At 67.9% G+C, this 24,439-nt stretch carries 25 protein-coding genes; 13 read left to right on the forward strand and 12 right to left on the reverse strand.

What is annotated here, in order from left to right; all coding sequences use genetic code 11:
• Positions 1–23: 23 nt before the first annotated feature.
• From AL072_RS00230 to AL072_RS00275, 10 genes are all read right to left on the reverse strand, one after another.
• The gene (locus AL072_RS00230) at positions 24–503 is read right to left on the reverse strand and encodes a thioesterase family protein (protein ID WP_045582005.1); all 480 of its coding nucleotides are present in this window, start codon (positions 501–503) and stop codon (positions 24–26) included.
• The gene (locus AL072_RS00235) at positions 500–916 is read right to left on the reverse strand and encodes a HEPN domain-containing protein (RefSeq protein ID WP_045582004.1); all 417 of its coding nucleotides are present in this window, start codon (positions 914–916) and stop codon (positions 500–502) included. The genes AL072_RS00230 and AL072_RS00235 overlap by 4 nt, the downstream gene beginning before the upstream one ends.
• Positions 906–1,238, reverse strand: coding sequence for a nucleotidyltransferase domain-containing protein (locus AL072_RS00240; protein ID WP_045582003.1), 333 nt, complete (start codon positions 1,236–1,238; stop codon positions 906–908). The genes AL072_RS00235 and AL072_RS00240 overlap by 11 nt, the downstream gene beginning before the upstream one ends.
• A gap of 3 nt (positions 1,239–1,241) precedes the next feature.
• Positions 1,242–1,643: a HEPN domain-containing protein gene (locus tag AL072_RS00245; RefSeq protein WP_045582002.1), complete on the reverse strand. Its 402-nt coding sequence runs from the start codon at positions 1,641–1,643 to the stop codon at positions 1,242–1,244.
• The gene (locus AL072_RS00250; RefSeq protein ID WP_045582001.1) at positions 1,633–1,965 is read right to left on the reverse strand and encodes a nucleotidyltransferase domain-containing protein; all 333 of its coding nucleotides are present in this window, start codon (positions 1,963–1,965) and stop codon (positions 1,633–1,635) included. The genes AL072_RS00245 and AL072_RS00250 overlap by 11 nt, the downstream gene beginning before the upstream one ends.
• A gap of 66 nt (positions 1,966–2,031) precedes the next feature.
• Positions 2,032–5,523: a methionine synthase gene (metH, locus tag AL072_RS00255; protein WP_045582000.1), complete on the reverse strand. Its 3,492-nt coding sequence runs from the start codon at positions 5,521–5,523 to the stop codon at positions 2,032–2,034.
• Between the two features lie 60 nt (positions 5,524–5,583).
• Positions 5,584–6,054, reverse strand: coding sequence for a DUF29 domain-containing protein (locus AL072_RS00260; protein ID WP_045581999.1), 471 nt, complete (start codon positions 6,052–6,054; stop codon positions 5,584–5,586).
• A gap of 4 nt (positions 6,055–6,058) precedes the next feature.
• Complete coding sequence (locus AL072_RS00265) at positions 6,059–6,535, reverse strand: DUF29 domain-containing protein (protein ID WP_045581998.1); 477 nt, start codon at positions 6,533–6,535, stop codon at positions 6,059–6,061.
• Between the two features lie 71 nt (positions 6,536–6,606).
• Positions 6,607–7,521 (reverse strand): methylenetetrahydrofolate reductase [NAD(P)H], encoded by a 915-nt coding sequence (gene metF, locus AL072_RS00270; RefSeq protein WP_045581997.1) that lies wholly within the window; start codon positions 7,519–7,521, stop codon positions 6,607–6,609.
• Positions 7,518–8,504 (reverse strand): ArsR/SmtB family transcription factor, encoded by a 987-nt coding sequence (locus AL072_RS00275; RefSeq protein ID WP_045581996.1) that lies wholly within the window; start codon positions 8,502–8,504, stop codon positions 7,518–7,520. Before AL072_RS00275 ends, metF begins: the two co-directional genes overlap by 4 nt.
• 430 nt (positions 8,505–8,934) lie before the next feature.
• Here AL072_RS00275 and AL072_RS00280 point away from each other — a divergent pair, with 430 nt between their 5' ends.
• The 7 genes from AL072_RS00280 (at position 8,935) to AL072_RS00305 (ending at position 14,746) form a co-directional block, all read left to right on the forward strand.
• Complete coding sequence (locus tag AL072_RS00280; protein ID WP_052709994.1) at positions 8,935–9,720, forward strand: MlaA family lipoprotein; 786 nt, start codon at positions 8,935–8,937, stop codon at positions 9,718–9,720.
• A gap of 101 nt (positions 9,721–9,821) precedes the next feature.
• Positions 9,822–10,496 carry an MlaC/ttg2D family ABC transporter substrate-binding protein gene (locus AL072_RS00285; protein ID WP_245636702.1) on the forward strand — a complete coding sequence of 225 codons (675 nt, stop codon included), beginning with the start codon at positions 9,822–9,824 and terminating at the stop codon, positions 10,494–10,496.
• 201 nt (positions 10,497–10,697) lie between these two features.
• Positions 10,698–12,197 carry a pentapeptide repeat-containing protein gene (locus AL072_RS00290; RefSeq protein WP_045581995.1) on the forward strand — a complete coding sequence of 500 codons (1,500 nt, stop codon included), beginning with the start codon at positions 10,698–10,700 and terminating at the stop codon, positions 12,195–12,197.
• A gap of 148 nt (positions 12,198–12,345) precedes the next feature.
• Positions 12,346–12,816, forward strand: coding sequence for a cupin domain-containing protein (locus AL072_RS00295; RefSeq protein ID WP_052709993.1), 471 nt, complete (start codon positions 12,346–12,348; stop codon positions 12,814–12,816).
• Positions 12,817–13,061: 245 nt separating this feature from the next.
• Positions 13,062–13,196, forward strand: coding sequence for a hypothetical protein (locus AL072_RS35925; RefSeq protein ID WP_281178646.1), 135 nt, complete (start codon positions 13,062–13,064; stop codon positions 13,194–13,196).
• Between the two features lie 18 nt (positions 13,197–13,214).
• Positions 13,215–13,673 carry a YsnF/AvaK domain-containing protein gene (locus tag AL072_RS00300; RefSeq protein WP_052709992.1) on the forward strand — a complete coding sequence of 153 codons (459 nt, stop codon included), beginning with the start codon at positions 13,215–13,217 and terminating at the stop codon, positions 13,671–13,673.
• Positions 13,674–13,678: 5 nt separating this feature from the next.
• Positions 13,679–14,746, forward strand: a complete 1,068-nt coding sequence (locus tag AL072_RS00305; protein WP_052709991.1) for a YsnF/AvaK domain-containing protein — start codon at positions 13,679–13,681, stop codon at positions 14,744–14,746.
• Between the two features lie 83 nt (positions 14,747–14,829).
• On the opposite strand, the gene ettA is transcribed toward AL072_RS00305, so the two are convergent.
• On the reverse strand, positions 14,830–16,506 hold the full coding sequence (gene ettA / locus AL072_RS00310) for an energy-dependent translational throttle protein EttA (protein WP_045581994.1): 1,677 nt from the start codon (positions 16,504–16,506) through the stop codon (positions 14,830–14,832).
• 148 nt (positions 16,507–16,654) lie between these two features.
• Here ettA and AL072_RS00315 point away from each other — a divergent pair, with 148 nt between their 5' ends.
• Positions 16,655–17,134 (forward strand): YaiI/YqxD family protein, encoded by a 480-nt coding sequence (locus AL072_RS00315; protein WP_045581993.1) that lies wholly within the window; start codon positions 16,655–16,657, stop codon positions 17,132–17,134.
• 136 nt (positions 17,135–17,270) lie between these two features.
• Here AL072_RS00315 and AL072_RS00320 read toward each other — a convergent pair whose 3' ends face one another.
• Entirely contained in the window at positions 17,271–18,674 is a 1,404-nt protein-coding gene (locus AL072_RS00320; RefSeq protein ID WP_045581992.1) for an FAD-binding oxidoreductase, read from the reverse strand.
• A 353-nt stretch (positions 18,675–19,027) separates the two neighbouring features.
• Here AL072_RS00320 and AL072_RS00325 point away from each other — a divergent pair, with 353 nt between their 5' ends.
• From AL072_RS00325 to AL072_RS00345, 5 genes are all read left to right on the forward strand, one after another.
• The gene (locus tag AL072_RS00325; protein ID WP_045581991.1) at positions 19,028–20,107 is read left to right on the forward strand and encodes an ATP-NAD kinase family protein; all 1,080 of its coding nucleotides are present in this window, start codon (positions 19,028–19,030) and stop codon (positions 20,105–20,107) included.
• A 31-nt stretch (positions 20,108–20,138) separates the two neighbouring features.
• Positions 20,139–21,122: a thiamine pyrophosphate-dependent dehydrogenase E1 component subunit alpha gene (locus tag AL072_RS00330; protein ID WP_045581990.1), complete on the forward strand. Its 984-nt coding sequence runs from the start codon at positions 20,139–20,141 to the stop codon at positions 21,120–21,122.
• Between the two features lie 32 nt (positions 21,123–21,154).
• On the forward strand, positions 21,155–22,189 hold the full coding sequence (locus AL072_RS00335) for an alpha-ketoacid dehydrogenase subunit beta (RefSeq protein WP_045581989.1): 1,035 nt from the start codon (positions 21,155–21,157) through the stop codon (positions 22,187–22,189).
• Between the two features lie 168 nt (positions 22,190–22,357).
• The gene (locus AL072_RS00340) at positions 22,358–23,491 is read left to right on the forward strand and encodes an acetoin dehydrogenase dihydrolipoyllysine-residue acetyltransferase subunit (RefSeq protein WP_045581988.1); all 1,134 of its coding nucleotides are present in this window, start codon (positions 22,358–22,360) and stop codon (positions 23,489–23,491) included.
• A 124-nt stretch (positions 23,492–23,615) separates the two neighbouring features.
• Positions 23,616–24,401: a glucose 1-dehydrogenase gene (locus tag AL072_RS00345; protein WP_045581987.1), complete on the forward strand. Its 786-nt coding sequence runs from the start codon at positions 23,616–23,618 to the stop codon at positions 24,399–24,401.
• The last annotated feature ends 38 nt before the right edge of the window (positions 24,402–24,439 follow it).

The raw sequence follows: 24,439 nt of genomic DNA on the forward strand, positions 1-24,439 counted from the left end.
GAATGGGGACACGCGCGACCGGCTCAGCCACCCAGCCGGGCCACTGCCCTCCCCGCCTGCGGCGGCCAGGGTTCGGCACCATGGGCGGCGGCCTGCCGGGCCAGCGCCTCCGCGACCACAGGTGGAAACGGGCTGGTCTTGCGGCTGGCGAGATCGACATGCAACAGCATGAATTCCGCCGTCGCCGCCAGCCAGCCGTCTTCCGCATGCCGCATCTCGTGGAACAGGTGCAACCGCTTGGCATCGGCACCGAGCAGCCGCGAGGCGAAGCGCAGCGGCGTCCCCTCCGTCACCTCGCGGGCATAGGTCAGATGCGCATCGACCACGAACACCGACCGGTTCTCCGCCGCCACATAGGCCTTGCCGATCCCGAAGCGGTCGAGCACCGCGTCCGTCGCATGATCGAAAGCCAGCAGGTAGTAAGCGACGTTCATGTGGCCGTTGTAGTCGATCCACTCCGGCCGGACGGTCTCGCGGTGGAGGTCGAGGGGGGCGGCTGTCATGGGTGGGGTCCATTTACGGCAGAGATGAACGATCCGATGCTATCGCGCACGGCTTCGATCTCGTCGAGCCAGCCGGACACCTCCTCCGCGGTCGGTTCGTCGGTGACATCGCCCGATTCGCCCGGATACCGGTACAGGGTGGCGTAGGCGGTGAAACGCCCAAGTGGCAGCAGGCATCCCCGTACCGGCAGATCATGGGGAATACGCATCACGAGCGAGTCGATGTCATGCGAGCGGGGTACGTCGCGGTCGAGCCAGACCAGAACCGCCTTGACCAGCTTTTCCGCAGCCTGCTGGCAATGATAGGTGGCTGCGGCGACGATCGGCTCGGAAACGGAAAGGCACGCCCGGCCGGCCCGCAAATCGACGGATGCCGTCGCCAGCCATGCATCGGCGCCGACCCTAAGCCCCATAGACCCGCACCCCTTCATGCGTGGCCCTGTAGCTCAATGTGCCGACCTGATCCTTGTTCGCCTCGAAAAAGGAGCGCCGACACGGCACGATATCCGCCGGGATGCCTGTCCCCGCCTTGGCCGTATGGGCGAACACCGCCGACCGCCGTTCCTTCGGCGCATCGTCCGGGACGATCACCAGCAGGTCGTAATCGCTGTCCTCGTCGAAGTCGCCGCGCGCCCGGCTGCCGAACAGATAGACGGCCTCGGGCTCCAGGGCCGGGACGATCCGGTCCAGCAGGATTTGCAGCTTCTCATCGTTCCGCGTGTCGACGGCTGCCATCGCTTACCCCTTTGCCTCGAGGACTGCGGCGACCCTTGCACGGGCCTGCTGGATCTCGGCCAACCAACGGGCGACATCGTCGGGACCGGGTTCTTCCGGCGGGCTGTCGAAGACGTCGATGCTGGGATAGCGGAAGGCCGCGGCGAAGATCGTGAACCGCTCCAACGGCAGCAGGGTCGGACGCAACGGGTGATCCGATGGCACATCGTCCAGCAAAGCCACGATGTTATGCTGCTTGGGCGGATGGCGCCCGAGCGAGACCAGCACCGCCTTTACCAGCTTCTCCGCTGCCTGCTGGCAATGGTAGGCCGCCGACTTGAGCGCAGAGCCGACGAGGCGGGCGCGGATCGCGCGGATGTCCTCGTCCGCCACCGTCAGCCAAGCCGCGACCACCCTATCGACCATAGACCTGCACCCCGAAGTGGTTTGCTTCGTAACAGAGCGTTCCCACCGAATTCTTGTAGCGTTCGAAACCGGTGCGGGAGCAGGGAACGATGTCGGCCGGAACCCGGGATTGCCGGCTGGCCTCGAAGGCGGTGGCCATGGACCGCCTTTCCTTCGGCGCATCGTCCGGGACGATCACCAGCAGGTCGTAGTCGCTGTCCTCGTCGAAGTCGCCGCGCGCCCGGCTGCCGAACAGATAGACGGCCTCGGGCTCCAGGGCCGGCACGATCCGGTCCAGGAGGCGTTGCAGCTTCTCGTCATGCTTCGTTTCGACAACGGCCATCGGGTGTCCTCCGCCGCCCATCCTAACACGGAACGGGCGGAGGAGGATCCCTTGCGGGGTCGGCGATCAGACCGAGAAGTACTTGGCCCGCGGATGGTGCAGGACGATGGCGGACGTGCTCTGCTCGGGATGCAGCTGGTCCTCGTCCGACATCTCGATACCGATGCGGCCGGCGTCCAGCAGCTTCAGCAGCTGTTCCTGGTCCTTCAGGTTCGGGCAGGCCGGATAGCCGAAGCTGTAGCGGCTGCCGCGGTAGGATTGCTGCAGCAGCTTCTCCTTGTCGCGGCTGTCCTCGGCGCCATAGCCAAGCTCGGCACGGATGCGGGCATGGACATATTCCGCCATCGCCTCGGTCATCTCCACCGACAGGCCGTGCAGGTAGAGATAATCCTGGTAGCGGTTCTCGGCGAACCAGGCCCGCGCCACCTCGGCGCAATGCTGGCCCATGGTGACGACCTGGAGGCCGAGCACGTCACGCTCGGGATCGGTCACGTCGCGCAGGAAGTCGGCGATGCACTCGCCATCCTCCTTGCCCTGGCGCGGCAGCGAGAAGCGGGCGGCCTCGGTCGTGCCGTCCTCCTCGAACAGGATGACGTCGTTGCCGTCGGCCGCCGCCTTCCAATAACCGTAGACCGCGGTCGGGCGCAGGATGTTCTCGGTCGCGGCGATGCGCAGGATGCGGTCGAGCACCGGCCGCAGCTCCTTCTTCGCCCACTCCTTGAACTCCTCGAACGACTTGCCGTCCTTCCGGTAGCCCCATTGCAGCTGATAGAGCATCCGCTCGTTCAGGTAGGTGACCAGCGTCTTCAGCGGCACATGGTCGATCAGCTTCGGTCCCCAGAAGGGCGGCGTCGGCACCGGCACGCCCTCGGCCAGCCGGTGGCGGCGGGCGCGGACGGCGTCCTTGTCGACCGGGCCGGTGGCGGCGCTGGTCGCCTGCCCCAGCACGCGGCGGCGGTTTGTCGCCTTGCCGGCGCGCTTGGCCTGCTGGATGGCCAGCTGCTGGTCGAAGCTGCCCTCCACCACCTTGTCCATCAGGGTCAGCCCGTCGAAGGCGTCGCCGGCATAGGCGACCCGGCCGGAGCCGTAGGACGCCACGCAGTCGCCCTCGACATAGGCGCGGGTCAGCGCGGCCCCGCCCAGCAGCACCGGGACGTCGAGCCCCTCGCGCGTCATCTCCTCCAGGTTCTCGCGCATCACCACGGTCGATTTCACCAGCAGGCCGGACATGCCGACCGCGGTCGCCTTGTGCTCCTTGGCGGCCTGGATGATGGCGGTGACCGGCTGCTTGATGCCGAGATTGACCACCTTGTAGCCGTTGTTGGTCAGGATGATGTCGACGAGGTTCTTGCCGATGTCATGGACGTCGCCCTTCACGGTGGCGAGCACCAGCGTGCCCTTCTGCTGGCCGTCGATCTTCTCCATGTGGGGTTCCAGCCAAGCGACGGCGGCCTTCATCGTCTCGGCCGACTGGAGCACGAAGGGAAGCTGCATCTTGCCGGCGCCGAACAGCTCGCCCACCACCTTCATGCCGTCGAGCAGATAGGTGTTGATGATCTCCAGCGGCGGATGGGTCTTCATCGCCTCGGCGAGATCATCCTCCAGCCCGGTGCGGTCGCCGTCGACGATGCGCTCCTTCAGCCGGTCCTCGACATTTTCCGCCCGCGCCTTCTTCTTGGCGTCGGCGGCCTTGCGGCCCTCGAACAGGGCGATGAAGGCCTGGAGCGGGTCATAGCCTTCAGCCCGCCGGTCGAAGATCAGATCCTCGGCGGTCTTGACCTCCTTTTCCGGGATCTGGTGCAGCGGCAGGATCTTGGAGACATGGACGATGGCGCCGGTCATCCCGCGCTTGACCGCATGGTCGAGGAACACCGAGTTCAGCACATGGCGCGCCGCCGCGTTCAGGCCGAAGGAGACGTTGGACAGGCCGAGGATGATCTGGCAGCCCGGCATCTCGCGGGAGATCGCCTCGATGCCCTCCAGCGTCCAGATGGCGAGCTTGCGGTCGTCCTCGTTGCCGGTGGCGATGGTGAAGGTCAGCGGGTCGAACAGCAGGTCGGACGGGGCGAGGCCGTATTCGTCGACCGCAAGATGGTAGAGCCGCTTGGCGATCTCCAGCTTGCGCTCCGGCGTCTTGGCCATGCCCTCTTCGTCGATGGTCAGCGCGATGACGGCGGCGCCGAACTTCTTGGCGAGCGCCAGCCGCAGCCTCGCCGGCTCCTCGCCGTCCTCGAAGTTGATCGAGTTCAGGATCGCCTTGCCGCCATAGAGCGCCAGCGCGTTTTCCAGCACGATGTATTCGGTGGAATCCACCACCAGCGGCGCCGTGACCGAGCCGGCGAAGCGCGAGATCACCGCGTTCATCTCCGCCACCTCGTTGCGGCCGACGAAGGCGGTGCAGACGTCGAGCGAGTGGGAGCCTTCCTTGACCTGCTCGCGCGCCATCTCGACGCAGCCGTCCCAGTCCTGGCGCTCCTGCAGCTCGCGCCACTTCTTGGAGCCGTTGGCGTTGCAGCGCTCGCCGATGGCGAAGAAGGCGTTCTCCTGGCGCAGCGTGACCTGGGAATAGAGCGAGGCCACCGCCGGCACCCAATGGACCGTGCGGCCCTTCGGGTTCGGCCGGTGCGAGCCGGCCGGGGCCAGCTTGCGCAGCATCTGGTTCGCCGCCGCGATGTGCGGCACGTTGGTGCCGCAGCAGCCTCCGACGAGGTTCACCCCGTCCTCGGACACGAAGCGCTCCAGCCAATGGGCGAAGTCGTCGGCGCGTAGCGGGTAATGGGTCTTGCCGTCGACCAGTTCCGGAAGGCCGGCATTCGGCTGGACCGAGATCAGGCCCGGCCAGTTCTGCGACAGCCAGCGCACATGCTCGCTCATCTCCAGCGGGCCGGTGGCGCAGTTCAGCCCCATCAGCGGCACGTCGAGCGCCTGGATGACGGTGGCCGCCGCGGCGATGTCGGTGCCGACCAGCAGCGTGCCGGTGGTCTCGACCGTCACCTGGACGAAGACGGGGGTGTCGCTGCCGGCCTCAAGGCGGGCGCGCTTGATGCCGTTGACGGCGGCCTTGATCTGCAGGGGATCCTGGCAGGTCTCCACCAGGATGGCGTCGGCCCCGCCGGCGATCAGCCCGGCCGCCTGGACGTAGAAGCTGTCCTCCGCCGGCTGGTAGGCGATGTGGCCCAGGCTCGGCAGCTTGGTGCCCGGCCCGATCGAGCCGATGACGAAGCGCGGCTGCCCGTCGGTGAAGCTCTCGGCCGCCTCGCGCGCCAGCTCGACCGCGCGCTGGTTGATCTCGAACGCCTTCTCGGAGATGCCGAACTCGCCCAGTGTCACCGGCGAGGCGCCGAAGGTGTCGGTCTCCACCATGTCGGCCCCGGCTTCGAAATAGCCGCGGTGGATGTCGCGGACGATGTCGGGGCGCGACAGCGGCAGGATGTCGGTGCAGTTCTCGTGCCCCCAGTAATCCTTCTCGACGTCGAGGTCGAGCGCCTGGATGCGGCTGCCGAACCCGCCGTCGCAAAGCAGAACGCGGTCACGCAGGGTGTCGAGGATGTGGGGCATGGGGATGCGTCTTGTCCGTTATTTGGGCGGGTTCGATGGAAAATTCGATGGGGTATCGGGTCAGGCGAGACCGTGGCGGTTGGGCGGCCACCAATCCGGATCGCGCAGGTCCTCCAGAGCGTAGGGACACTCCTTCGGCAGCGCGTCGATGTCGATGCTGTCGTCCAGGCAGGCGTCGGAATCGCCGTCCAGCCAGGCCTTCTCCAGAATCTCGGCGGGAAAGCGCTCCAGGCTAGGATTCTCCTCCAGCATTTCCTCCAGGTGCCGGCGGGCCTTGGTCGCCGCAACCCACCATCTGCGCCGCGGCCGGGGATCGGGCGAGTATTCCAGCTTGAGCAGGGCCTCGATCACGGCGGCGAGATGGCTCCGGATCCTGTCCTTGACCTGCCTGCCCATGATGTCGAGTTCCCCGGCGATGTGGTCCCAGTCGATGGGAGAGCCCGGCCGCGCCTGCGCCGCGTCGCGCAGCAGCTGGGCCTGCTCCCGGGTCCAGGCATGGAAGTCGGTGTCGTAGCCAGTCCGGCCGTCCATGGCGTCAGCCCTCCAGCCCATGCCGGTTCACCGGCCACCAGCCGGGATCCAGGAGCCGTTCCAGCGGATAAGGGCAGGAAACGGGAAGCGGACCGACCGCATCGCCATCCTGCGCGAGCCCGTAAAGCGCCATCGGCTGTGCCGTTTCGAAGATCTCCGGAAGGTCGATTCTGCCGCGCAGGCTCGGGCTGGACTTCAGATCCCGCCGCAATCTCCCGCGATGCTCGGTGACGGTCGCCTTCCAACCGTTGCGCGGTCCCGCTGCCGGCGAAAACTCCAACTTCAGCAGATGTTCGATCACACGGACCAGCGCGCTTTCGACCGCGCGCAACTCCGACCGGCCCATGCCCTCGATCTCCTCGGCGAGATTCTCCCAGTCGATGGGCGTGTTGATGCGCTCGCGCGCCGCCTCGCGCAGCAGGCGGCCCTGCTGCTCGGTCCAGGCGAGGAAATCCGTGTCGTATCCGATCCGGCTGTCCATGGCGCGACGCCCTCCACGATGTGCAGGCGACTCTAGCACAAAGCTGTGCCGGCCGCTTCCTGTCCCACCCCCTACCCCGCCACCGCCGGGGCCGCCACGGCAGCCGGCACCGGCTTCGCCTTCACGCCCAGCATGCGGCAGATGGCGATGGTCAGGTCCGACCGGTTCAGGGTGTAGAAATGGAAGTCGTTCACGCCCTGCGCCTGCAATGCCTGGCACTGCTCGGCCGCCACCGTCGCAGCAACGAGCTGGCGGGTCTCCGGGTCGGCGTCCAGCCCCTCGAAGGTCTCGGCCAGCTTCGCCGGCATCGAGGCGCCGCACTTGCCGGCGAACTCCACCGCACGGGCGAAATTGGTGATCGGCAGGATGCCAGGGACCACCGGCACATGGATGCCGGCAGCAGCGCAGCGGTCGAGGAAACGGAAATAGACGTCGTTGTCGAAGAAGAACTGGGTGATGGCGCGGGTGGCGCCGGCATCGACCTTGCGCTTCAGGTTGTCGAGGTCGAACTGGGCGCTGGGCGCCTCCGGGTGGCTCTCCGGATAGGCCGCGACCGAGATCTCGAAATCGGCGATGCGCTTCATCCCCGCCACCAGATCGGCTGCATAGGCGTAGCCGCCGGGAAAGGGCTCGTACTGCCCGCCGACACCGCCCGCCGTCTCCGGCGGATCGCCGCGCAGCGCCACCAGATGGCGGATGCCGGCATCCCAATAGGTGCGGGCGATGGCGTCGATCTCGTCGCGGGTGGCGCCGACGCAGGTGAAATGGGCGGCGGCCGGGATGCCGGTCTCCGCCTGGATGCGGCAGACGGTGGCGTGGGTGCGCTCGCGGGTCGAGCCGCCGGCGCCGTAAGTCACCGACACGAAGCCCGGCGCCAGCGGGGCCAGCCGCCGGATCGACTGCCACAGGCTCTGCTCCATCTTCTCCGACTTGGGCGGAAAGAACTCGAAGCTGACGGACGGCGGCGCGGAAATGGGCGCGGTCATGACGGGACTCCGCTGAGCGAGAGGGCGGGTTTCGGGGAAGGCGCTTGGGCGCCGGCCGCAAGGCGGGTGGCCGGCCAGATGGAGACGGTGAGCGGATCGCCCGGCAGATGGACCACCGCGCTGCAATCGAGGCCCGACTGGCGGCACCAGCCCGCGACCTCGGCATCGGCGAAACCAAGGCGGCGGTGCGCATGTTCCTCGCGCAGCGCCTCCAGATGGTGGGGGGCGAAATCGACGACCAGCAGGCGGCCGCCGGGACGCAGGACGCGCGCCGCCTCGGCCAGCACGTCGGCCGGCGATTCGATGTAGTGCAGCACTTGATGGATCACCGCGGCGTCGAAGGAGCCGGAGGGAAAGGGCAGTTGGTACATGTCGGCCTGCCGGACATGGCAATGGCGCAGGCCCGCCTCCTCCAGCCTGGTGCGGGCGACAGCCAGCATCTCGCGCGACTGGTCTACTCCGATCGCGCGATGGACGCGCCCGGCCAGCACCTCCAGCATCCGTCCGGTGCCGGTGCCGATGTCGAGCAGCTCCTCCACCCCCTCTTCCGGGAACAGGCGCAGCAGCGCGGCCTCGACCTCGCCTTCCGCAACGTGAAGGGAGCGGATCTCGTGCCAGCGCGCAGCATTCTCGCGGAAATAGGCGGCGGCGGTCTCCGACCGGCTGCGCTTGATCGCCTCCAGCCGCTCCAGGTCCAGCGTCATGGTGGCGTCGTCGCCGGGAATGGCGTCGACCAGCACGCGCGCCAATTCGGCCGACGCCCCCCTCTCCGCCAGCCGGTAGAAGGCGAAGGTGCCCTCGCGGAAGCGGTCGAGCAGGCCGGCGTCGCACAGCAGCTTCAGGTGGCGCGAGACGCGCGGCTGGCTCTGGCCCAGGATCTGGGTCAGCTCGGTCACCGTCAGCTCGCCATGTGCGCAGAGCGCCAGCAGCCGAAGCCGCGTCGTCTCGGCAGCCGCCTTCAGCGTAGCAAGCAGGTCGTCCATCGAGTCACGTCCGATTCGGGCCGGGATGGGGCGCGACCGTGCGAAGCCCCATGCCTCGCCGATCCGGATACAGATATAAAGATATCTTTATGCGTCGTAAACCGCTTTTCGCATCGAGCGCAGCAATCCCCGGCATGGCTCCGTTCCGCGGCGGAAACCAGCGGCGGGCCGGGCGTTTTCCGGTGGTGCGGCAAAGCAATCACAGTCCAGGCATCGCACCTTGGCGCTTGCCGGCGCATGCTGGTCAAAAGGCCAAGCCTGTGTTAGGTCACGAAACGGTGGAAATTGTGCGATATCTCGCCCAATCTTCATTTCGACCGCGTAGCCACCTTGCCAGGGTTGAGGACTCCCGCCATCGGGATCTTCGGTTGTGGACAGGAGATGCGGCGACCCGCACCGAGTTGCGCCCACTGATAAAGAGCCGTCGCACATGAAGCTGGCCAGCCTTTCCCGCCCCCTCCTCCGCACGGCCACCGTCTTGGCCTTCGCCCTGACGGCCACGGCCTGCGCGACCAACCAGGCAGACCCGGGCGCGAAGGACGCCGCCTATCAGGTCAGCGATCCGCTGGAGATCCCGAATCGTTTCGTCTTCGCCGCGAACGAGGCGGTGGACGTGCTGGCGCTGCGCCCGGCTGCGGAGGTCTATGTCGGGCTGGTTCCCGATCCGGTGCGCGACGCCATCCACAACTTCATCGACAACCTGATGGCGCCGCTCTACATCGCCAACAACCTGCTGCAGGGCAATGTCGAGGGGGCGTCCAACGCGACCGGCCGCTTCCTGACCAACACCATCCTGGGCGTCGGCGGCATTGCCGACGTGGCGACCCAGGCCGGCATCCCGCACGCGCCGGAGGATTTCGGCCAGACCCTGGCGGTCTGGGGCGTCGGCGACGGCCCGTATCTGGTGCTGCCGCTGCTGGGTCCGTCGAACCTGCGCGACACCGCCGGCTATGCCGTCGACACCGTCGGCGACCCGGTGCGCATCTGGGCCTATGCCAAGGATGGCGAGGGGCTGATGCTGACCCGCGCCGGTGTCAGCGCCGTTGACCGCCGCTCCGAAGTGCTGAAGTCGGTCGACGACCTGCGCCGCAACTCGCTGGACTTCTACGCCACCGTGCGCAGCCTTCATCAGCAGCAGCGTCAGGCGGAGATCGCCAACAACAAGGGGGCGGCCACGCCGGACTTCCCCGACTACAGCAGCGCGCCGAAGCCCTGACCGGGCTTGTTGGGTTGCAGCGGACGAGGCCGCCATCCCGCGTGCACTCGTCCGCCGCAACGGCCCGCCCACTTCGGCCCAAGCACAAGGCCAAAGGTCAAATGACCGTTGACAAAGCCGCGGCAACCGCCACCTTTCGCCCCACCATGTTGACACGCCGCCAGTTTGTCGCGTGCGCTGCCCTGCTCGCGGTTAGCGGTTGGGCCGGCCACACCCTCATCACTCCCGCCGCCGCGCAGAGCGCGGATCAGGGGGCAAGCGCGTTCATCCAGAAGCTGGGGAACGACGCCATCGCAACCTTTTCGGACAAGAGCCTGTCGCGCGACCAGGCACTCCAGCGCTTCCGCAAGCTGCTGTATGCCGGCTTCGACGTGCCGTATATCGGCCGTTGGGTGCTGGGCCGCTATTGGAATTCGGCCAACGAGGCGCAGCGGTCTGAATACCAGAAGCTGTTCGAACAGCTGATCGTCAACACCTATGCCGAGCGTTTCATCGAGTATTCGGGCGAGACCTTCAAGATCGCCGGCACCAGCCCGGCCGGCGAATCGGACACCATGGTGACGACGCAGATCGTCCGGCCGAGCGGCCCACCGATCAATGTCAGCTGGCGAGTCCGCAAGACGCCGAGCGACTACAAGATCATCGACGTGGTGGTGGAGAATGTCAGCATGGGCGTGACCCAGCGGCAGGAATTCGCCTCCGTCGTCGAGCAGAACGGTGGCCGCATCGACGGCCTGATCCAAGCCCTGCGCCAGAAGGTCGGCCGCGCCGGCTGACCCGACGGCACACCCCGAACCGCCCTGAACGGAAAAGGCCGCCTCCCTTGGGAAGGCGGCCTTTTCCATGGCTCGGATGCGATGCCCGCCCTCCGGCAGCGCCGGGCCGTTCAGAACCCGTGACGCGACACGCCGGAAGGGCTATCGTTGCGCTGACGCTGCTGTCTTTCGTCATACGATGGACCCCGGGAACCCGACGCCATGGCCGAACGCGATCCGAAAGAGATCGACGAACTCCGGACGATCATCCAGGCGCATCAGGCGTGGCTGAAACGGCCGTCCAGCGGCCGGCGCGCCGACCTGAGCTTCCGCGACCTGTCGCGGCTGAACCTGGAGCGGGTGTCGCTGGCCGGCGCCAAGCTGGCCGGAGCGGATCTCAGCAACACCAGGATGGTGAAGTCCGACCTGACCCAGGCCGACCTGTTCGGTGCCGACATGGAGGCGGTGAACCTGTCCGGCGCCACCCTGACCGGCGCGGACCTGCGCGGCGCCAACCTGCACCGCGCCCAGTTGACCGACGCAAACCTGCGCGGCGCCGATTTCCGCGCGGGCGAGTTGATGGAGAGCAGCGGACCGGACGGGAACCAGAAGGCGACCCGCGGCACCGGCACCACCCGGCTGACCGAAGCGAAGATGGAGCGGTCGATCCTGGCCGGCGCCAACTTCACCGGCTGCGACCTGACCGGCGCCGACCTGAACGACGCCGATCTGACCGGGGCGGAGCTGACCTCGGCCGTGCTGATGGGCACCGATTTCTGCGGAGCGACCCTGGACGGGGCGGTGTTCGGCAACACGGTGATGGACCACGCCACCCTGACCCGAACCTTCATCCCCTTCACCCTGCCGCCCGACGCCATCGTCCAGCCAAACTACACGGCGATGCCGGTCGCCGAGTTCCTGGAGCTGGTGGAGCGGCATGAGCGCTGGGTCGACAGCGGCGGGGCGGACGGCGCGCGGCTCGACCTCGACCTCGTGTCGGTGGCGGGAGCCGACCTGCATGGGCGTACGCTGGCGGCGGCCCGCCTGCGCCGCTGCCGCCTGCCCGGTGCCCGCCTGACCAAGGCCAGCCTGGAGATGGCCGAACTGTCCTACATCGACCTGGACGAGGCCGACCTGCGCGACGCCGTGCTGCGCGGCACGACGCTGCGCCGCGCCTATCTGGCGCACACGCTGATGAACGGGGTCGATGCCCGCCCGGTGGCGCTGGCCGGCGGCCGCGACTGGCCGGCCAATTTCGAGGGCGCCGATTTCTCCGACGCCGACCTGCGCGATTCGACGATGGGCCCGGCGGTGGTGCGTGGTGCGGTGTTCACCAACGCGCTGACCGACCGGTCGGGCATCGACGTTGCCGCCGCCGCCGGCGCCTTCCCCCCTCCCCCGCCGGAGGAGCGTCGGCGGCAGAAGCGCTTCGTCCGGCCCGGCATGGTGGTCCATACCGAGCATGGCAGCTTCCCGGCCCGCAACTGGTCGGTGGGCGGCCTGTGCCTGCTGGCGGTCAACCAGCCCTACCAGCGCGGCCAGACCTTCCAGGCCCGCGTCGTGCTGGCCGACCGGCAGGAGGTGACGGCGGTCGCCAATCTGGTCGTGCTGCATCGCGACGAGGAACGGGGCCAACTGTCCGTCTGCTTCCACCAGTATGGCGACGACCTGAAGGCGTTGCTGAAGACGGCGTTCCTGGAACACCAGAAGATGGCCGGCTGAGCCGCCCGCTGGGCATGGTTGTATTTTGTCGCAGCATGACCGCTGAAAAAGCCGGCATTTCCGGCGCCGCACTCCTTTATCGTGCTTTTGCAACGGGCCGCTACCTCTGGCGGTCCGCATCGCCACAGCACCGGAGAGTCCGGCCATCATGTCACCGTCCCTTTGCCGTTCTGGCCGCCGTCAGGCCGCAACCAGCCTGCTCACCGGCACGCTGACCGCCTTGTGCCTGGTGTCCTCCGCACAGGCGCAAACCGCTCCCGGGCAACCGGCCCCGGCCCCGCGTTCCTTCCCGCTCCTGCAAACGGAGACCAATTCCAACGGCACGCCGATCGTCTATCCGAAGGGGGCGCCGCAGATCACCGCGCGCATCACCGAAATCCCGCCCGGCGCGCGGACCGGCGTGCACACGCACCAGATCCCGCTGTTCGTCTATATCCTGGGCGGCAGGTTGACGATCCGGGGCGAAGCGGGCGAAAGCACCGTCTACAAGGAAGGCGACGCCTATATGGAGCGCACCGACTGGCACGAGGGCATCAACGAAGGAGGTGAGCCGGTGCGCCTGCTGGCCGTCTACCCCGGCGAGGTCGGCACACCGTTGTCGGTCAAGCGGGGGAACTGAACCCGCCAAGGAAAAGGGCCGCCGCTCCAACCGGGCGGCGGCCCCATCGAGCCGGTCCGAACGGTCCGTTACCCACGCAGCAGCGGCTTGTACGTGATGCGGTGCGGCTGGTCGGCGGCGGCGCCCAAATCTTCTGATTTTGAAAGATCGTTGAATCACCGGAACGATCCGGGGGATTTTCTGTTTGCTGTGGACGCGCCGGATTGGGGGCTTGCCCGCCGATCCATTTCCAAAAGGAAGCTCCCATGGCAGACGAACAGAAGCCCAGAAAAGTCGGTGTGTATGACGGTTCCGGAATCGGCGGTTTCGGGATGAACTGGATGTGGATCATCCTCGGGCTGATCGTGGTGGCGATCGTCCTCTATCTCCTGTTCCGTTGACCGGCGGCCCGCGCCGCCATGACCGTCTCCGACGATGCCTCCCCCGGCGGGGACGGCGTAGCCATTCCCCTGCACGATGAGTCGGTGACCATCGGGAAACAGCGGGTCGAACGCAGCCGCGTTCGGGTGACCACCCGCGTGTCCGAACGCGAAACGCTGGTCCGGGAACGGCTGGACCATGAAGAGGCGACGGTGACCCGTGTGCCCATCGACCGGGAAATCGACGTCCATCCCGATATTCGCCAGGAGGGCGACGTCACGGTGATCCCGCTGGTCGAGGAGGTGCTGGTGGTTGAACGCCGTCTGGTGCTCCGCGAAGAGCTGCATATCCGCAAGACCCACCGGACCGTCGAGGTCGAACAGCCTGTCATCCTGCGCTCCGAACAGGCCGCAGTGGAACGCGTCGCCACGGCTCCGCCTTCCGCCGCTCCCGGTTCTCCCCCGAATTCCACGCCTGTTTCCACGCCCGAGGAGTAAAGCCGATGACCAAGACCATCGTCGCCCTCTACGATCACCGCTCCGATGCCGAAACCGCGATGCGCGACCTGCATGCCGCAGGCTTCGAATCCAGCGCGATCGACGTCCTGTCCCATGCCGAGATGACCGCCAGCGGTCCGGGCGCCATCGACATCGCCGCCACCGAAACCACGACCCCATCCATCGGCATGGTTGAGGGCATGGCCCGTCCCGGCCTTGCCTCCGGCTATGTCGCCGGCGGAATGGGCAGCGGATTGGGCGGCACCACCACGGGCACGGGCACCGGCACCGGCACCGGCGCCAGCGCCGGCGGCATCCTGACCCGCCTGACCAACTGGGGCGTCCCGGACCAGGACGCACAGCTCTATGCCGAGGGCGTGCGCCGCGGCGGGTCACTGCTGAGGGTCCGGTTGGATGAAGAGGACGTGGACCGCGCCATGGACGTGCTGGAGCGCGGCAACATCGTGGATGTCGAGGAACGCGGCGCCGCCTACCGCGAGTCCGGCTGGGCCGGCTTCGATGAGAGCGCCGGCTATTACGACGAGAACAAGGCGAATGAGGAGCGCATGCGCTACTCCCCCGGCCGCAAGCCCGCCGGCGAGGGCCTGACCGGTGCCGCCACGGCGATGCGCGACGTCAACACGGAAGGCCTGCGCACCGGCTCCGCCGAACGGGAAGAGCAGATCCCGCTGATGGAGGAGCAGGTCGACATCGGCAAACGCAGCGTCGAGCGCGGCAGCGTCCGCGTCCGCAGCTATGTCGTCGAGACGCCGGTCGAGGAGCAGGTCCGCCTGCGCGACGAGACCGTCACCGTCGAACGCCGGCCCGGCGGTCTGGCCGAAAGCGGCACGACGGTCCCGGCCGACGCCTTCCGTGAACGCACCATCGAGGTGACGGAGACGGATGAGGAGGCGGTGGTCAACAAGACCGCCCATGTCCGCGAAACGGTCGTGGTGCGCAAGGACGTCGAGGAGCGCGCCGAGACCGTCCACGACACCGTGCGCCGCACCGAGGTGGAGATCGACGACACGCGCGGCAAGACCACGGACCGCCGTAGCGACCTCGACCGCTAACGCCCGGCCATCATCCGGTACAAAGAAAAACGGAGGCGACCCTGCGGTCGCCTCCGTTCTTTTTTGCGAACCGGTTCAGGCGGTCAGCCGCGCACCAGCGGCTTGTACTTGATGCGGTGTGGCTGGTCGGCGTCGGCGCCCAGGCGGCGCTTCTTGTCGGCTTCATAGTCCTGGAAGTTGCCTTCGAACCATTCGACGTGGCTTTCGCCCTCGAAGGCCAGGATGTGGGTGGCGATGCGGTCGAGGAACCAGCGATCGTGGCTGATGACCACGGCGCAGCCGGCGAAGCTCTGCAGCGCATCTTCCAGCGCCCGCAGCGTGTCGACGTCCAGGTCGTTGGTCGGTTCGTCGAGCAGCAGGACATTGGCGCCGGACTTCAGCATCTTGGCGAGATGGACGCGGTTGCGCTCACCGCCCGACAGCTGGCCGACCTTCTTCTGCTGGTCGGGACCGCGGAAGTTGAAGCTGGAGACATAGGCGCGGCTCGGCATGGTCTTCTTGCCGAGCTCCACCAGATCCAGTCCGTCGGAGATCTCCTCCCACACCGTCTTCTTGGCGTCCAGGCTGTCGCGGCTCTGGTCGACATAGCCGAGCTTCACCGTGTCGCCGACGCGGAAGGTGCCGGCATCCGGCCCGTCCTGCCCGGTGATCATGCGGAACAGCGTGGTCTTGCCGGCGCCGTTCGGGCCGATGACGCCGACGATGCCGCCCGGCGGCAGGCGGAAGGACAGCCCGTCGATCAGCAGGCGGTCGGCAAAGCCCTTGGCGATGCTCTCCGCCTCGATGACGACGTTGCCGAGGCGCGGCGGCACCGGAATGACGATCCGGGTCTCGCCGGACTGTTCCTTGCCGCTTTCGGCCAGCAACGTCTCGTAGGCGGTGATGCGGGCCTTGCTCTTGGCCTGACGGGCGCGCGGGCTCTGGCGGATCCACTCCAGCTCGGTGGCCAGCTGCTTCTGGCGCGATTCCTCCTGGCGGCCTTCCTGCTCCAGGCGCTTCTGCTTCTGCTCCAGCCAGGACGAATAGTTGCCTTCCCACGGAATCCCCGACCCGCGGTCGAGTTCGAGGATCCAGCCGGTGACGCTGTCCAGGAAATAGCGGTCGTGGGTGACCAGGACGACGGTGCCCTTGTAGTCCTCCAGATGCTTCTGCAGCCAGGCGACCGATTCGGCGTCGAGATGGTTGGTCGGCTCGTCGAGCAGCAGCAGGTCGGGCTTTTCCAGCAGCAGCTTGCACAGCGCGATGCGGCGCTTCTCACCACCCGACAGCTTGGTCACGTCGGCGTCGCCCGGCGGGCAGCGCAGCGCGTCCATGGCGATCTCGACCGTGCGGTCGATGTCCCAGGCGTCGGCGGCGTCGATCTTCTCCTGCAACTCGCCCTGTTCGGTCAGCAGCGCGTCGAAGTCGGCGTCCGGATCGGCCATCATGTTCGACACTTCGTTGAAGCGGTCGAGCAGCGCCTTGGTTTCCTTCAGCGCCTCCATGACGTTCTCATGGACGTTCTTGGTCGGGTCGAGCTGCGGTTCCTGCGGCAAGTAGCCGACGCGCGCGCCGTCCGCCGACCAGGCCTCGCCCGAGAAATCCTTGTCCAGTCCGGCCATGATCTTCATCAGGGTCGACTTGCCGGAGCCGTTGACGCCGAGCACGCCGATCTTCACACCCGGCAGGAACGAGAGCCAGACGTTGTCGAGAACCTTCTTGCCGCCAGGATAGACCTTGGTCAGGCCCTTCATGACATAGACATACTGGTAGGACGCCATGCGCCGCTCCGACCTTCCGAAAAGATGTGAGAATTGGCGCCGCCCCACCCTTGCGGTTCTACGGCACCCTGTCGCTTGGAACCGGTTTTAGCGCATAAGGGCCCTGCATGAAACCTTGTTGAGCCACAGGACAGCCGGAGGAAAAGGATTGGCCAGCCCCAAAGTCGAGATTTACGTCGATGCCGACGCCTGCCCGGTCAAGGCGGAGATCTACAAGGTCGCCGGCCGCACCGGCTGCAAGGTCTGGCTGGTCGCCAACGCGCCGCTGCGCCTGCCGACGGAATGCATGGCCGAGCTTGTGGTGGTCGGCGCCGGATTCGACGCCGCCGACGACTGGATCGCCGAGCGGGCCGGCCCGACCGACATCGTGGTGACCGCCGACATCCAGCTGGCCGACCGCTGCGTCAAGCGCGACGCCGTGGTGATCGGCCCGACCGGGCGCCCCTTCACCGCCGACAGCGTCGGCTCGGCCTTGGCGACGCGGGCGCTGATGCAGGATTTGCGCGACATGGGCGTGGTCGGCGGCGGCAACGCGCCGATGAGCCAGCGCGACAAGTCGCAGTTCCTGCAGACGCTGGACCATGCGGTGCAGGCGCTGAAGGCGGGGCGGCGGCCGAAGTTCCGGTGAGGGGTGGAGCGCCGGTTGCCCCCACCTAACCTCCCCCGCTCCCGCGGGGGAGGGACTGCCGCTGCTCTCCCAAACAAGCACCTGCCCCCTCCCCCGCCCAGCGGGGGAGGGTTGGGGTGGGGGCGATATACGCCCCTTACACCCGCACCACCTTGCCCGGATTCAGCCGGTTCTCCGGATCGAAGGCCCGCTTGAGGTCGCCCATCACGTTGTAGGCCTCGCCGGCCTCCTGCTCCAGGAAGGCCATCTTGCCATAGCCGATGCCGTGCTCGCCGGTGCAGGTGCCGCCCATCGCCAGGGCGCGGGACACCATCTTGTCGGCGAGACGCTGTGCCTCCGCCAGTTCGGCCGGATTCTCGGGGTCGAGCACATAGACGAGGTGGAAGTTGCCGTCGCCGACATGACCGACCATCGGGGCCAGCATGTCGGACTCGGCCAGATCCTGCTTGGTCTCCAGGATGCAGTCGGCAAGCCGCGAGATCGGCACACAGACGTCGGTCGGCCAGCCCTTCGATCCCGGACGCAACGCCAGCGCGGCGTAATAGGCGTCGTGCCGGGCCTGCCACAGCTTCGAGCGGTCCTCCGGCCGGGTGGCCCAGGCGAACTCCATCCCGCCATGCTCCTCGGCGATGGCAGCGACCATCTCCGCCTGTTCCTTCACCCCGGCCTCGGTGCCGTGGAACTCGAAGAACAGGGTGGGCGCGACCGCATAGTCGAGCTTGGAGTATTTGTTGACCGCGTCGATCTGCACCTCGTCCAGCAGTTCGATGCGGGCGACCGGAACGCCGACCTGGATGGTCTGGATCACGGTGTCGACCGCGCCCTTGATCGACTGGAAGGCGCAGACCGCCGACGAGATCGCCTCCGGGATGCCGTAGAGCTTCAGCGTCACCTCGGTGATGATGCCGAGCGTGCCTTCGGACCCCACGAACAGCCGGGTCAGGTCGTAGCCGGCGGCCGACTTGCGCGCCCGCCCGCCGGTCTTGATCACGCGGCCGTCGGCCAGCACCACGGTCAGCCCGAGGACATTCTCGCGCATGGTGCCGTAGCGCACGGCGTTGGTGCCGCTGGCCCTGGTCGCCGTCATGCCGCCGAGCGAGGCGTTGGCGCCGGGATCGATGGGGAAGAACAGGCCGGTGTCGCGCAGATGTTCGTTCAGCTGCTTGCGGGTCACGCCGGCCTGGACGGTGACGTCCAGATCCTCCGGGCTGACGCGCAGGATCTGCTGCATGCCCGACAGGTCGATGGTGATGCCGCCGGCCAGCGCCGCGATGCCGCCCTCCAGCGAGGTGCCTGTGCCGAAGGGGATGATCGGCAGCTTGTGCGTCGCGCAGATCCTCACGATCGCGCTGACCTCTTCGGTCGAGTTGGCGAAGGCGACGCCATCCGGCGGGAAGGGCGTGTGATAGGACTCGTCCTTGCCGTGATGCTCGCGCACCGGCAGGGAGGTGGTGAACCGGTCGCCCAGCAGAGCCGTCAGCTCGGCCCGGGCCTCCTCGGTCAGGGCCGCGCGCGGCTGGGTGGTGGCGATGACGGTCATGGGTGTTGTCCTCCCCGCTCCAAGATTCATTGGGATGGTTCATTGGTATGACCAAACGAAGCTAAAGCGGCGGACGAGCCCTTGGCAAGATGACGGCTGCGCAGGGGTGGAATGCCGGGGAGCCGCATGTGCATCGCCGCAGCCCATGTCCCGCCGCAGCCCGCCACACCTGTTGCACCGGCGGCGCCACAGTCCGTGCAACAGCTGTTGCAGCGCCCCACCCTGCCACACAATGCGCGGCCGTTGAAAACAAAGACTATCCGCTGAACTGACGGTCTGGCACGGCGGTTGCTCTATCCCCCTCGAACCGCGCGTCGATCAACGGCGCGCTGCAACGAGGGGGAGGCGCAATCTTGGCTCCGGTCGTCGGCATCGTCGCCAATCCGGTTTCCGCCCGCGACATCCGCCGGGTCGTCGCCAACGCCACCAGCCTGCAGATCGCCGACCGGGCGAACATCCTGCTGCGGGTGTTGGCGGCGCTGCATGCCTGCGGGGTGCGGGACGTGCTGATGATGCCGGAGAATGGCGGCATCCGCGCCCATGTCGAACGCGGGCTGATGCGGGCCAAAGCGCGCGGCGAGGACATCTATCCCGCCATCCATCCCGTTGCCATGCCGGTCACCGGCACCGTCGCCGACACCCACCGCGCCACCGCCGAGATGCGGCGGGCCGGGGTGGCGGCGCTGGTGGTGCTGGGCGGCGACGGCACCCACCGGGCGGTGGCGGCCGAATGCGGGACGGTGCCCATCGCCGGCATCTCCACCGGCACCAACAACGCCTTCCCCGAGCATCGCGAGCCGACCATCACCGGGCTCGCCACCGGGCTGGCGGTCACGGGCCGGGTGCCGCCGCACATCGCCTTCGCCGGCAACAAGCGCATCGACGTGTCCCTCAACAGCGGGGCGAACGGCGGCGCCGTCACCGAACTGGCGCTGGTCGACGTGGCATTGGTGACGGAACGCTACATCGGCGCCCGCGCCCTGTGGCGGACCGAGAATTTCCGCGAGCTCTACGTCACCTTCGCCGATCCCGAGGTGATCGGCATGTCGGCCATCGCCGGCCTGCTGGAGCCGGTCGGCAGGGAGGAGAGCGGCGGCCTGATGGTGCGGCTCTCGCCCGATGCCTGCGCCGATACGGACCGCCGCCATGGCACCACCACGCTCCATGCCCCCATCGCGCCGGGGATGATGGCGGCGGTCGGCGTAACCGACTGGCGCCGCATGCCGGCAGGCGTGCCCTTCGTGCCGGAGGTCGCCGCCGGCTCCATCGCGCTGGATGGCGAGCGCGAACTGTCCTTCAGCGAACGCGACCGGCTGTCGCTGACGCTGCGGGACAACGCCTTCCGCACGGTCGACGTCGCCGCGGTCATGCGGCACGCCGGCCGCAACCGGCTGCTGACCGGCACGCCCGTGCCCGCCGACGCCGCTTTCTAAACATCAAACCAAATCAGGGAGAAAACACCTCATGGCCCAGAACCCCTTCCCCCTCGGCAAGGACGATCTGCTGACCGCCTACCGCACCATGCGGACGATCCGCGAGTTCGAGGAGCGGCTGCATGTCGATTTCGCCAAGGGCGACATTCCCGGCTTCGTCCACCTCTATGCCGGCGAGGAAGCCTGCGCCACCGGCATCATGATGCATCTGAACGACAACGACCGCATCGCCTCCACCCACCGCGGCCACGGCCATTGCATCGCCAAGGGCGTCGACGTCCACGCCATGATGGCGGAGATCTACGGCCGCTCCACCGGCGCCTGCCGGGGCAAGGGCGGATCGATGCACATCGCCGACCTGTCCAAGGGCATGATGGGCGCCAACGGCATCCTGGGGGCCGGGGCGCCGCTGATCTGCGGGGCGGCGCTGGCGGCCAAGGTGCGCGGCGACCGCGGCGTCGGCATCACCTTCGTCGGCGACGGCGCGTCGAACCAGGGCACCTTCCTGGAGAGCCTGAACCTCGCCGCGGTGTGGAACCTGCCGGTGGTCTTCGTGGTGGAGAACAACGGCTATGCCGAATCCACCGCGATGGAATGGGCGGTGTCCTGCGACAGCTATGTCGACCGCGCCACCGGTTTCGGCATGCCGGGCGTCACGGTGGACGGCACCGACTTCTTCGCGGTGTACGAGGCGGCGGGCGAGATCATCCGCCGTGCCCGCGACGGTGGCGGCCCGGCGCTGCTGGAATGCAACATGGTCCGCTTCTACGGCCATTTCGAAGGCGACGCCCAGACCTACCGCGCCAAGGGCGAGTTGGAGGCCATCCGCGCGTCGCGCGACTGCCTGACCATCCTGTCGGAACGGCTGATCGAGGCCGGCGTGATCGCGCGCGCCGAGTTGCAGGCCATCGACGGCGAGGTGAACGCGCTGATCGAGGATGCGGTGCGCGCCGCCAAGGCCGCGCCGCTGCCAGCGGCGTCGGACCTGCTGACCGACGTCTACGTCGCCTACTGAAACCAAGAAACATCGAGACGCGGAGGAAACACATGTCCCGCAAGATCAGCATGAAGCAGGCGATCAACGAGGCCCTGGACCTGGAGATGCGCCGCGACCCGACCGTCATCCTCATGGGCGAGGACATCGTCGGCGGCACCGGCGCCCATGGCGAGGATGACGCCTGGGGCGGCGTGCTGGGCGTCACCAAGGGTCTGTACGCCAAGCATGGCAACCGGCTGATGGACACGCCCTTGTCGGAATCCGCCTATATCGGCGCGGCGGTCGGTGCCGCCGCCTGCGGGTTGCGGCCGGTGGCCGAGCTGATGTTCCTGGACTTCATGGGCGTCTGCTTCGACCAGATCTTCAACCAGGCCGCCAAGTTCCGCTATATGTTCGGCGGCAAGGCCGAGACGCCGGTGGTCATCCGCGGCATGGTCGGGGCGGGATTCCGCGCCGCCGCCCAGCATTCGCAGATGCTGACGCCGCTGTTCACCCACATTCCGGGGCTGAAGGTGGTCTGCCCCAGCAACGCCTACGACGCCAAGGGGCTGCTGATCCAGTCGATCCGCGACAACGACCCCGTCATCTTCTGCGAGCACAAGAACCTCTACGGGCTGGAATGCGAGGTTCCGGCCGAGAGCTACGCCATCCCCTTCGGTGAGGCGAATGTGCTGCGCGACGGCGACGACGTGACCATCGTCAGCTACGGCCTGACCGTCCACCGGGCGATGGAGGCGGCGGCGGCTCTGGCCAAGGACGGCACCGAGGCCGAGGTCATCGACCTGCGCACCCTGTCGCCCATCGACTGGGACACCATCGTCGAGAGCGTCGAGCGTACCGGCCGGCTGGTGGTGGTGGACGAGGCGCATCCGCGCTGCAACCTCGCCACCGACATCGCCGCCTTCATCGGCCAGAACGCCTTCGGCGCGCTGAAGGCCGGGGTGCAGATGGTGACAGCGCCGCACACCCCGGTTCCCTTCGCGCCCTCGCTGGAAGACCTCTACGTCCCCAGCGCCGACAGCATCGCCGCCGCCGTGCGGCGCACGCTGTCGCCCAAGGGGGCGTCGCGGAGCATCGCGGCGTGACGCTGGATCGCTGACGTTAGCCCCCCACCTAACCTCCCCCGCTTGGCGGGGGAGGGACTGCCGCCGTATGCCCGACAAAGCTCCTATCTCCCTCCCCCGCCCAGCGGGGGAGGGTCGGGGTGGGGGGTACGGCTTTTCAAAAAAAGCATTCCCAGGAGCCTGAACCACATGCTCAACGAGCGCATCAAGCCCATCGTCATGCCGAAATGGGGCCTGTCCATGTCGGAAGGCAAGGTCACCGGCTGGCTGAAGCGGCCGGGATCCACCGTCTCCCTCGGCGATGAGCTGCTGGAGGTCGAGACCGACAAGATCACCAACGTGGTCGAGGCGGGCGAGACCGGCATCCTGCGCCGCGTGCTGGGCGAGCCCGGCACCATCTATCCGGTCAAGGCGCTGATCGCGGTGCTGGCCGACCCCGACGTGCCCGACGACGAGATCGACGCCTTCATCGGCGCCTATGCCGTCCCGGCTGCCGGCGACGGCGATGGCGAGGCCGAGGCCGAGGCCGGCCCGCAATACCACACCGCCGAGACCGCCGCCGGCACCCTGCGCTATGCCAAGCGTGGAGACGGCGGGCCGGCGGTGCTGCTGGTCCACGGCTTCGGCGGCGACCTCGACAACTGGCTGTTCACCATCGATGCGCTGGCGGAGACCGCCACCGTCTACGCGCTCGACCTGCCCGGCCACGGCCAGTCGACCAAGCAGGTCGCCGACCCGAGCCTGTCCGGCCTGTCGAAGGCGGTGCTGGGCTTCCTCGACAGCGTCGGCGTCGAGCGCGCCCATTTCGTCGGCCATTCGATGGGGGGCGCGGTGTCGATGCGCACCGCGCTCGACTCGCCGGGCCGGGTGGCGTCGCTGTCGCTGATCGCCTCGGCCGGGCTGGGCGAGGAGATCGACCACGGCTACATCCAAGGCTTCGTCGGTGCGACATCGCGCCGCGACCTGAAACCGGTGCTGGAGACGCTGTTCGCCGACCGCGGCCTTGTCAGCCGCAAGCTGGTTGACGACCTCTTGAAGTACAAGCGGCTGGACGGCGTGGACGAGGCGCTGCGGGCGCTCTCCGCGTCGCTGTTCGCCGAGGGGAAGCAGGCCGGCATCCTGGCCGGACCCATCGCCGACGCCAAGCCGCCCACCCTGGTCGTGTGGGGCGAGGAGGACCGCGTCATCCCAGCCGCCCACGCCCGGACGCTGGCCGGCACGGCACAGGTCGCCGTGCTGCCCGGCGCCGGCCACATGGTGCAGATGGAGGCCGCCGGCAAGGTGAACGCGCTGCTTAAGGAGCATATCGGCAAGGCTGGCTGAGGCCAGAATCGAAAGAAGGGGGGCCGGCCTCCCCCCTGCCCGTCAGAATCCGCCTGTCGTATTTCCCGATCCTCTCGCCACCGGCGCGCGGCCGACCCGTCCGTGTGCCGGAAGGAGACCGTTCATGCCCGACCTCAAGGACAAGAGCATCGTCATCACCGGCGCCGGCCGCGGCATCGGCGCCACCATCGCCAGGGCGTTGGCCGCCGACGGCGCCCGCCTGACCATCGCCGACCGCACCGAGGCCGACGCCGCGCAGGTGGCCGGGGACATCCGTGCCGCCGGCGGCACCGCCATCGCCGTCACCGTCGATGTCCGCGACCGCGCCGCCGTCCGCCGCATGATCGACGAGGCGGTTGCCGCCCATGGCCGGCTCGACGTTCTCTTCAACAATGCCGGCATCGCCCAGACCAAGCCCTTCCTCGACATCACCGAGGACGACTGGCACACGGTCAACGACGTGAACGCGCTCGGCGTGCTGATCGGCATGCAGGAGGCGATCAAGACCTTCCGCAAACAGGGCGGCGGCGGCAAGATCATCAACACCGCCTCCATCGCCGGCAAGCAGGGCTACGAGCCGCTGGCCCATTACTCCGCCAGCAAGTTCGCCGTCGTCGCCTTGACCCAGGCCGCCGCCCGCGGCTTCGGCAAGGAGGGCATCACCGCAAACGCCATCTGCCCCGGCGTGGTGGCGACCGAGATGTGGAAGATCATCGACCAGGGCTTCCGCGACACCGGCATCACCAAGGCCGAGAACGAGGCCTTCGACATGTTCGCCGCCGGCGCCGTGCTGGGCCGGCCGTCGCGCCCGGAGGATCTGGTCGGCGTCGCCCGCTTCCTCGCCTCGTCCGACAGCGACTTCATGACCGGCCAGTCGCTGCTGGTCGATGGCGGGATGGTCTTCGCCTGAACCATGCGGACCGCCCCGCCCAAAACAACAAACACGGA

Source organism: Azospirillum thiophilum, assembly GCF_001305595.1.
Taxonomy (GTDB): Bacteria; Pseudomonadota; Alphaproteobacteria; order Azospirillales; family Azospirillaceae; genus Azospirillum; species Azospirillum thiophilum.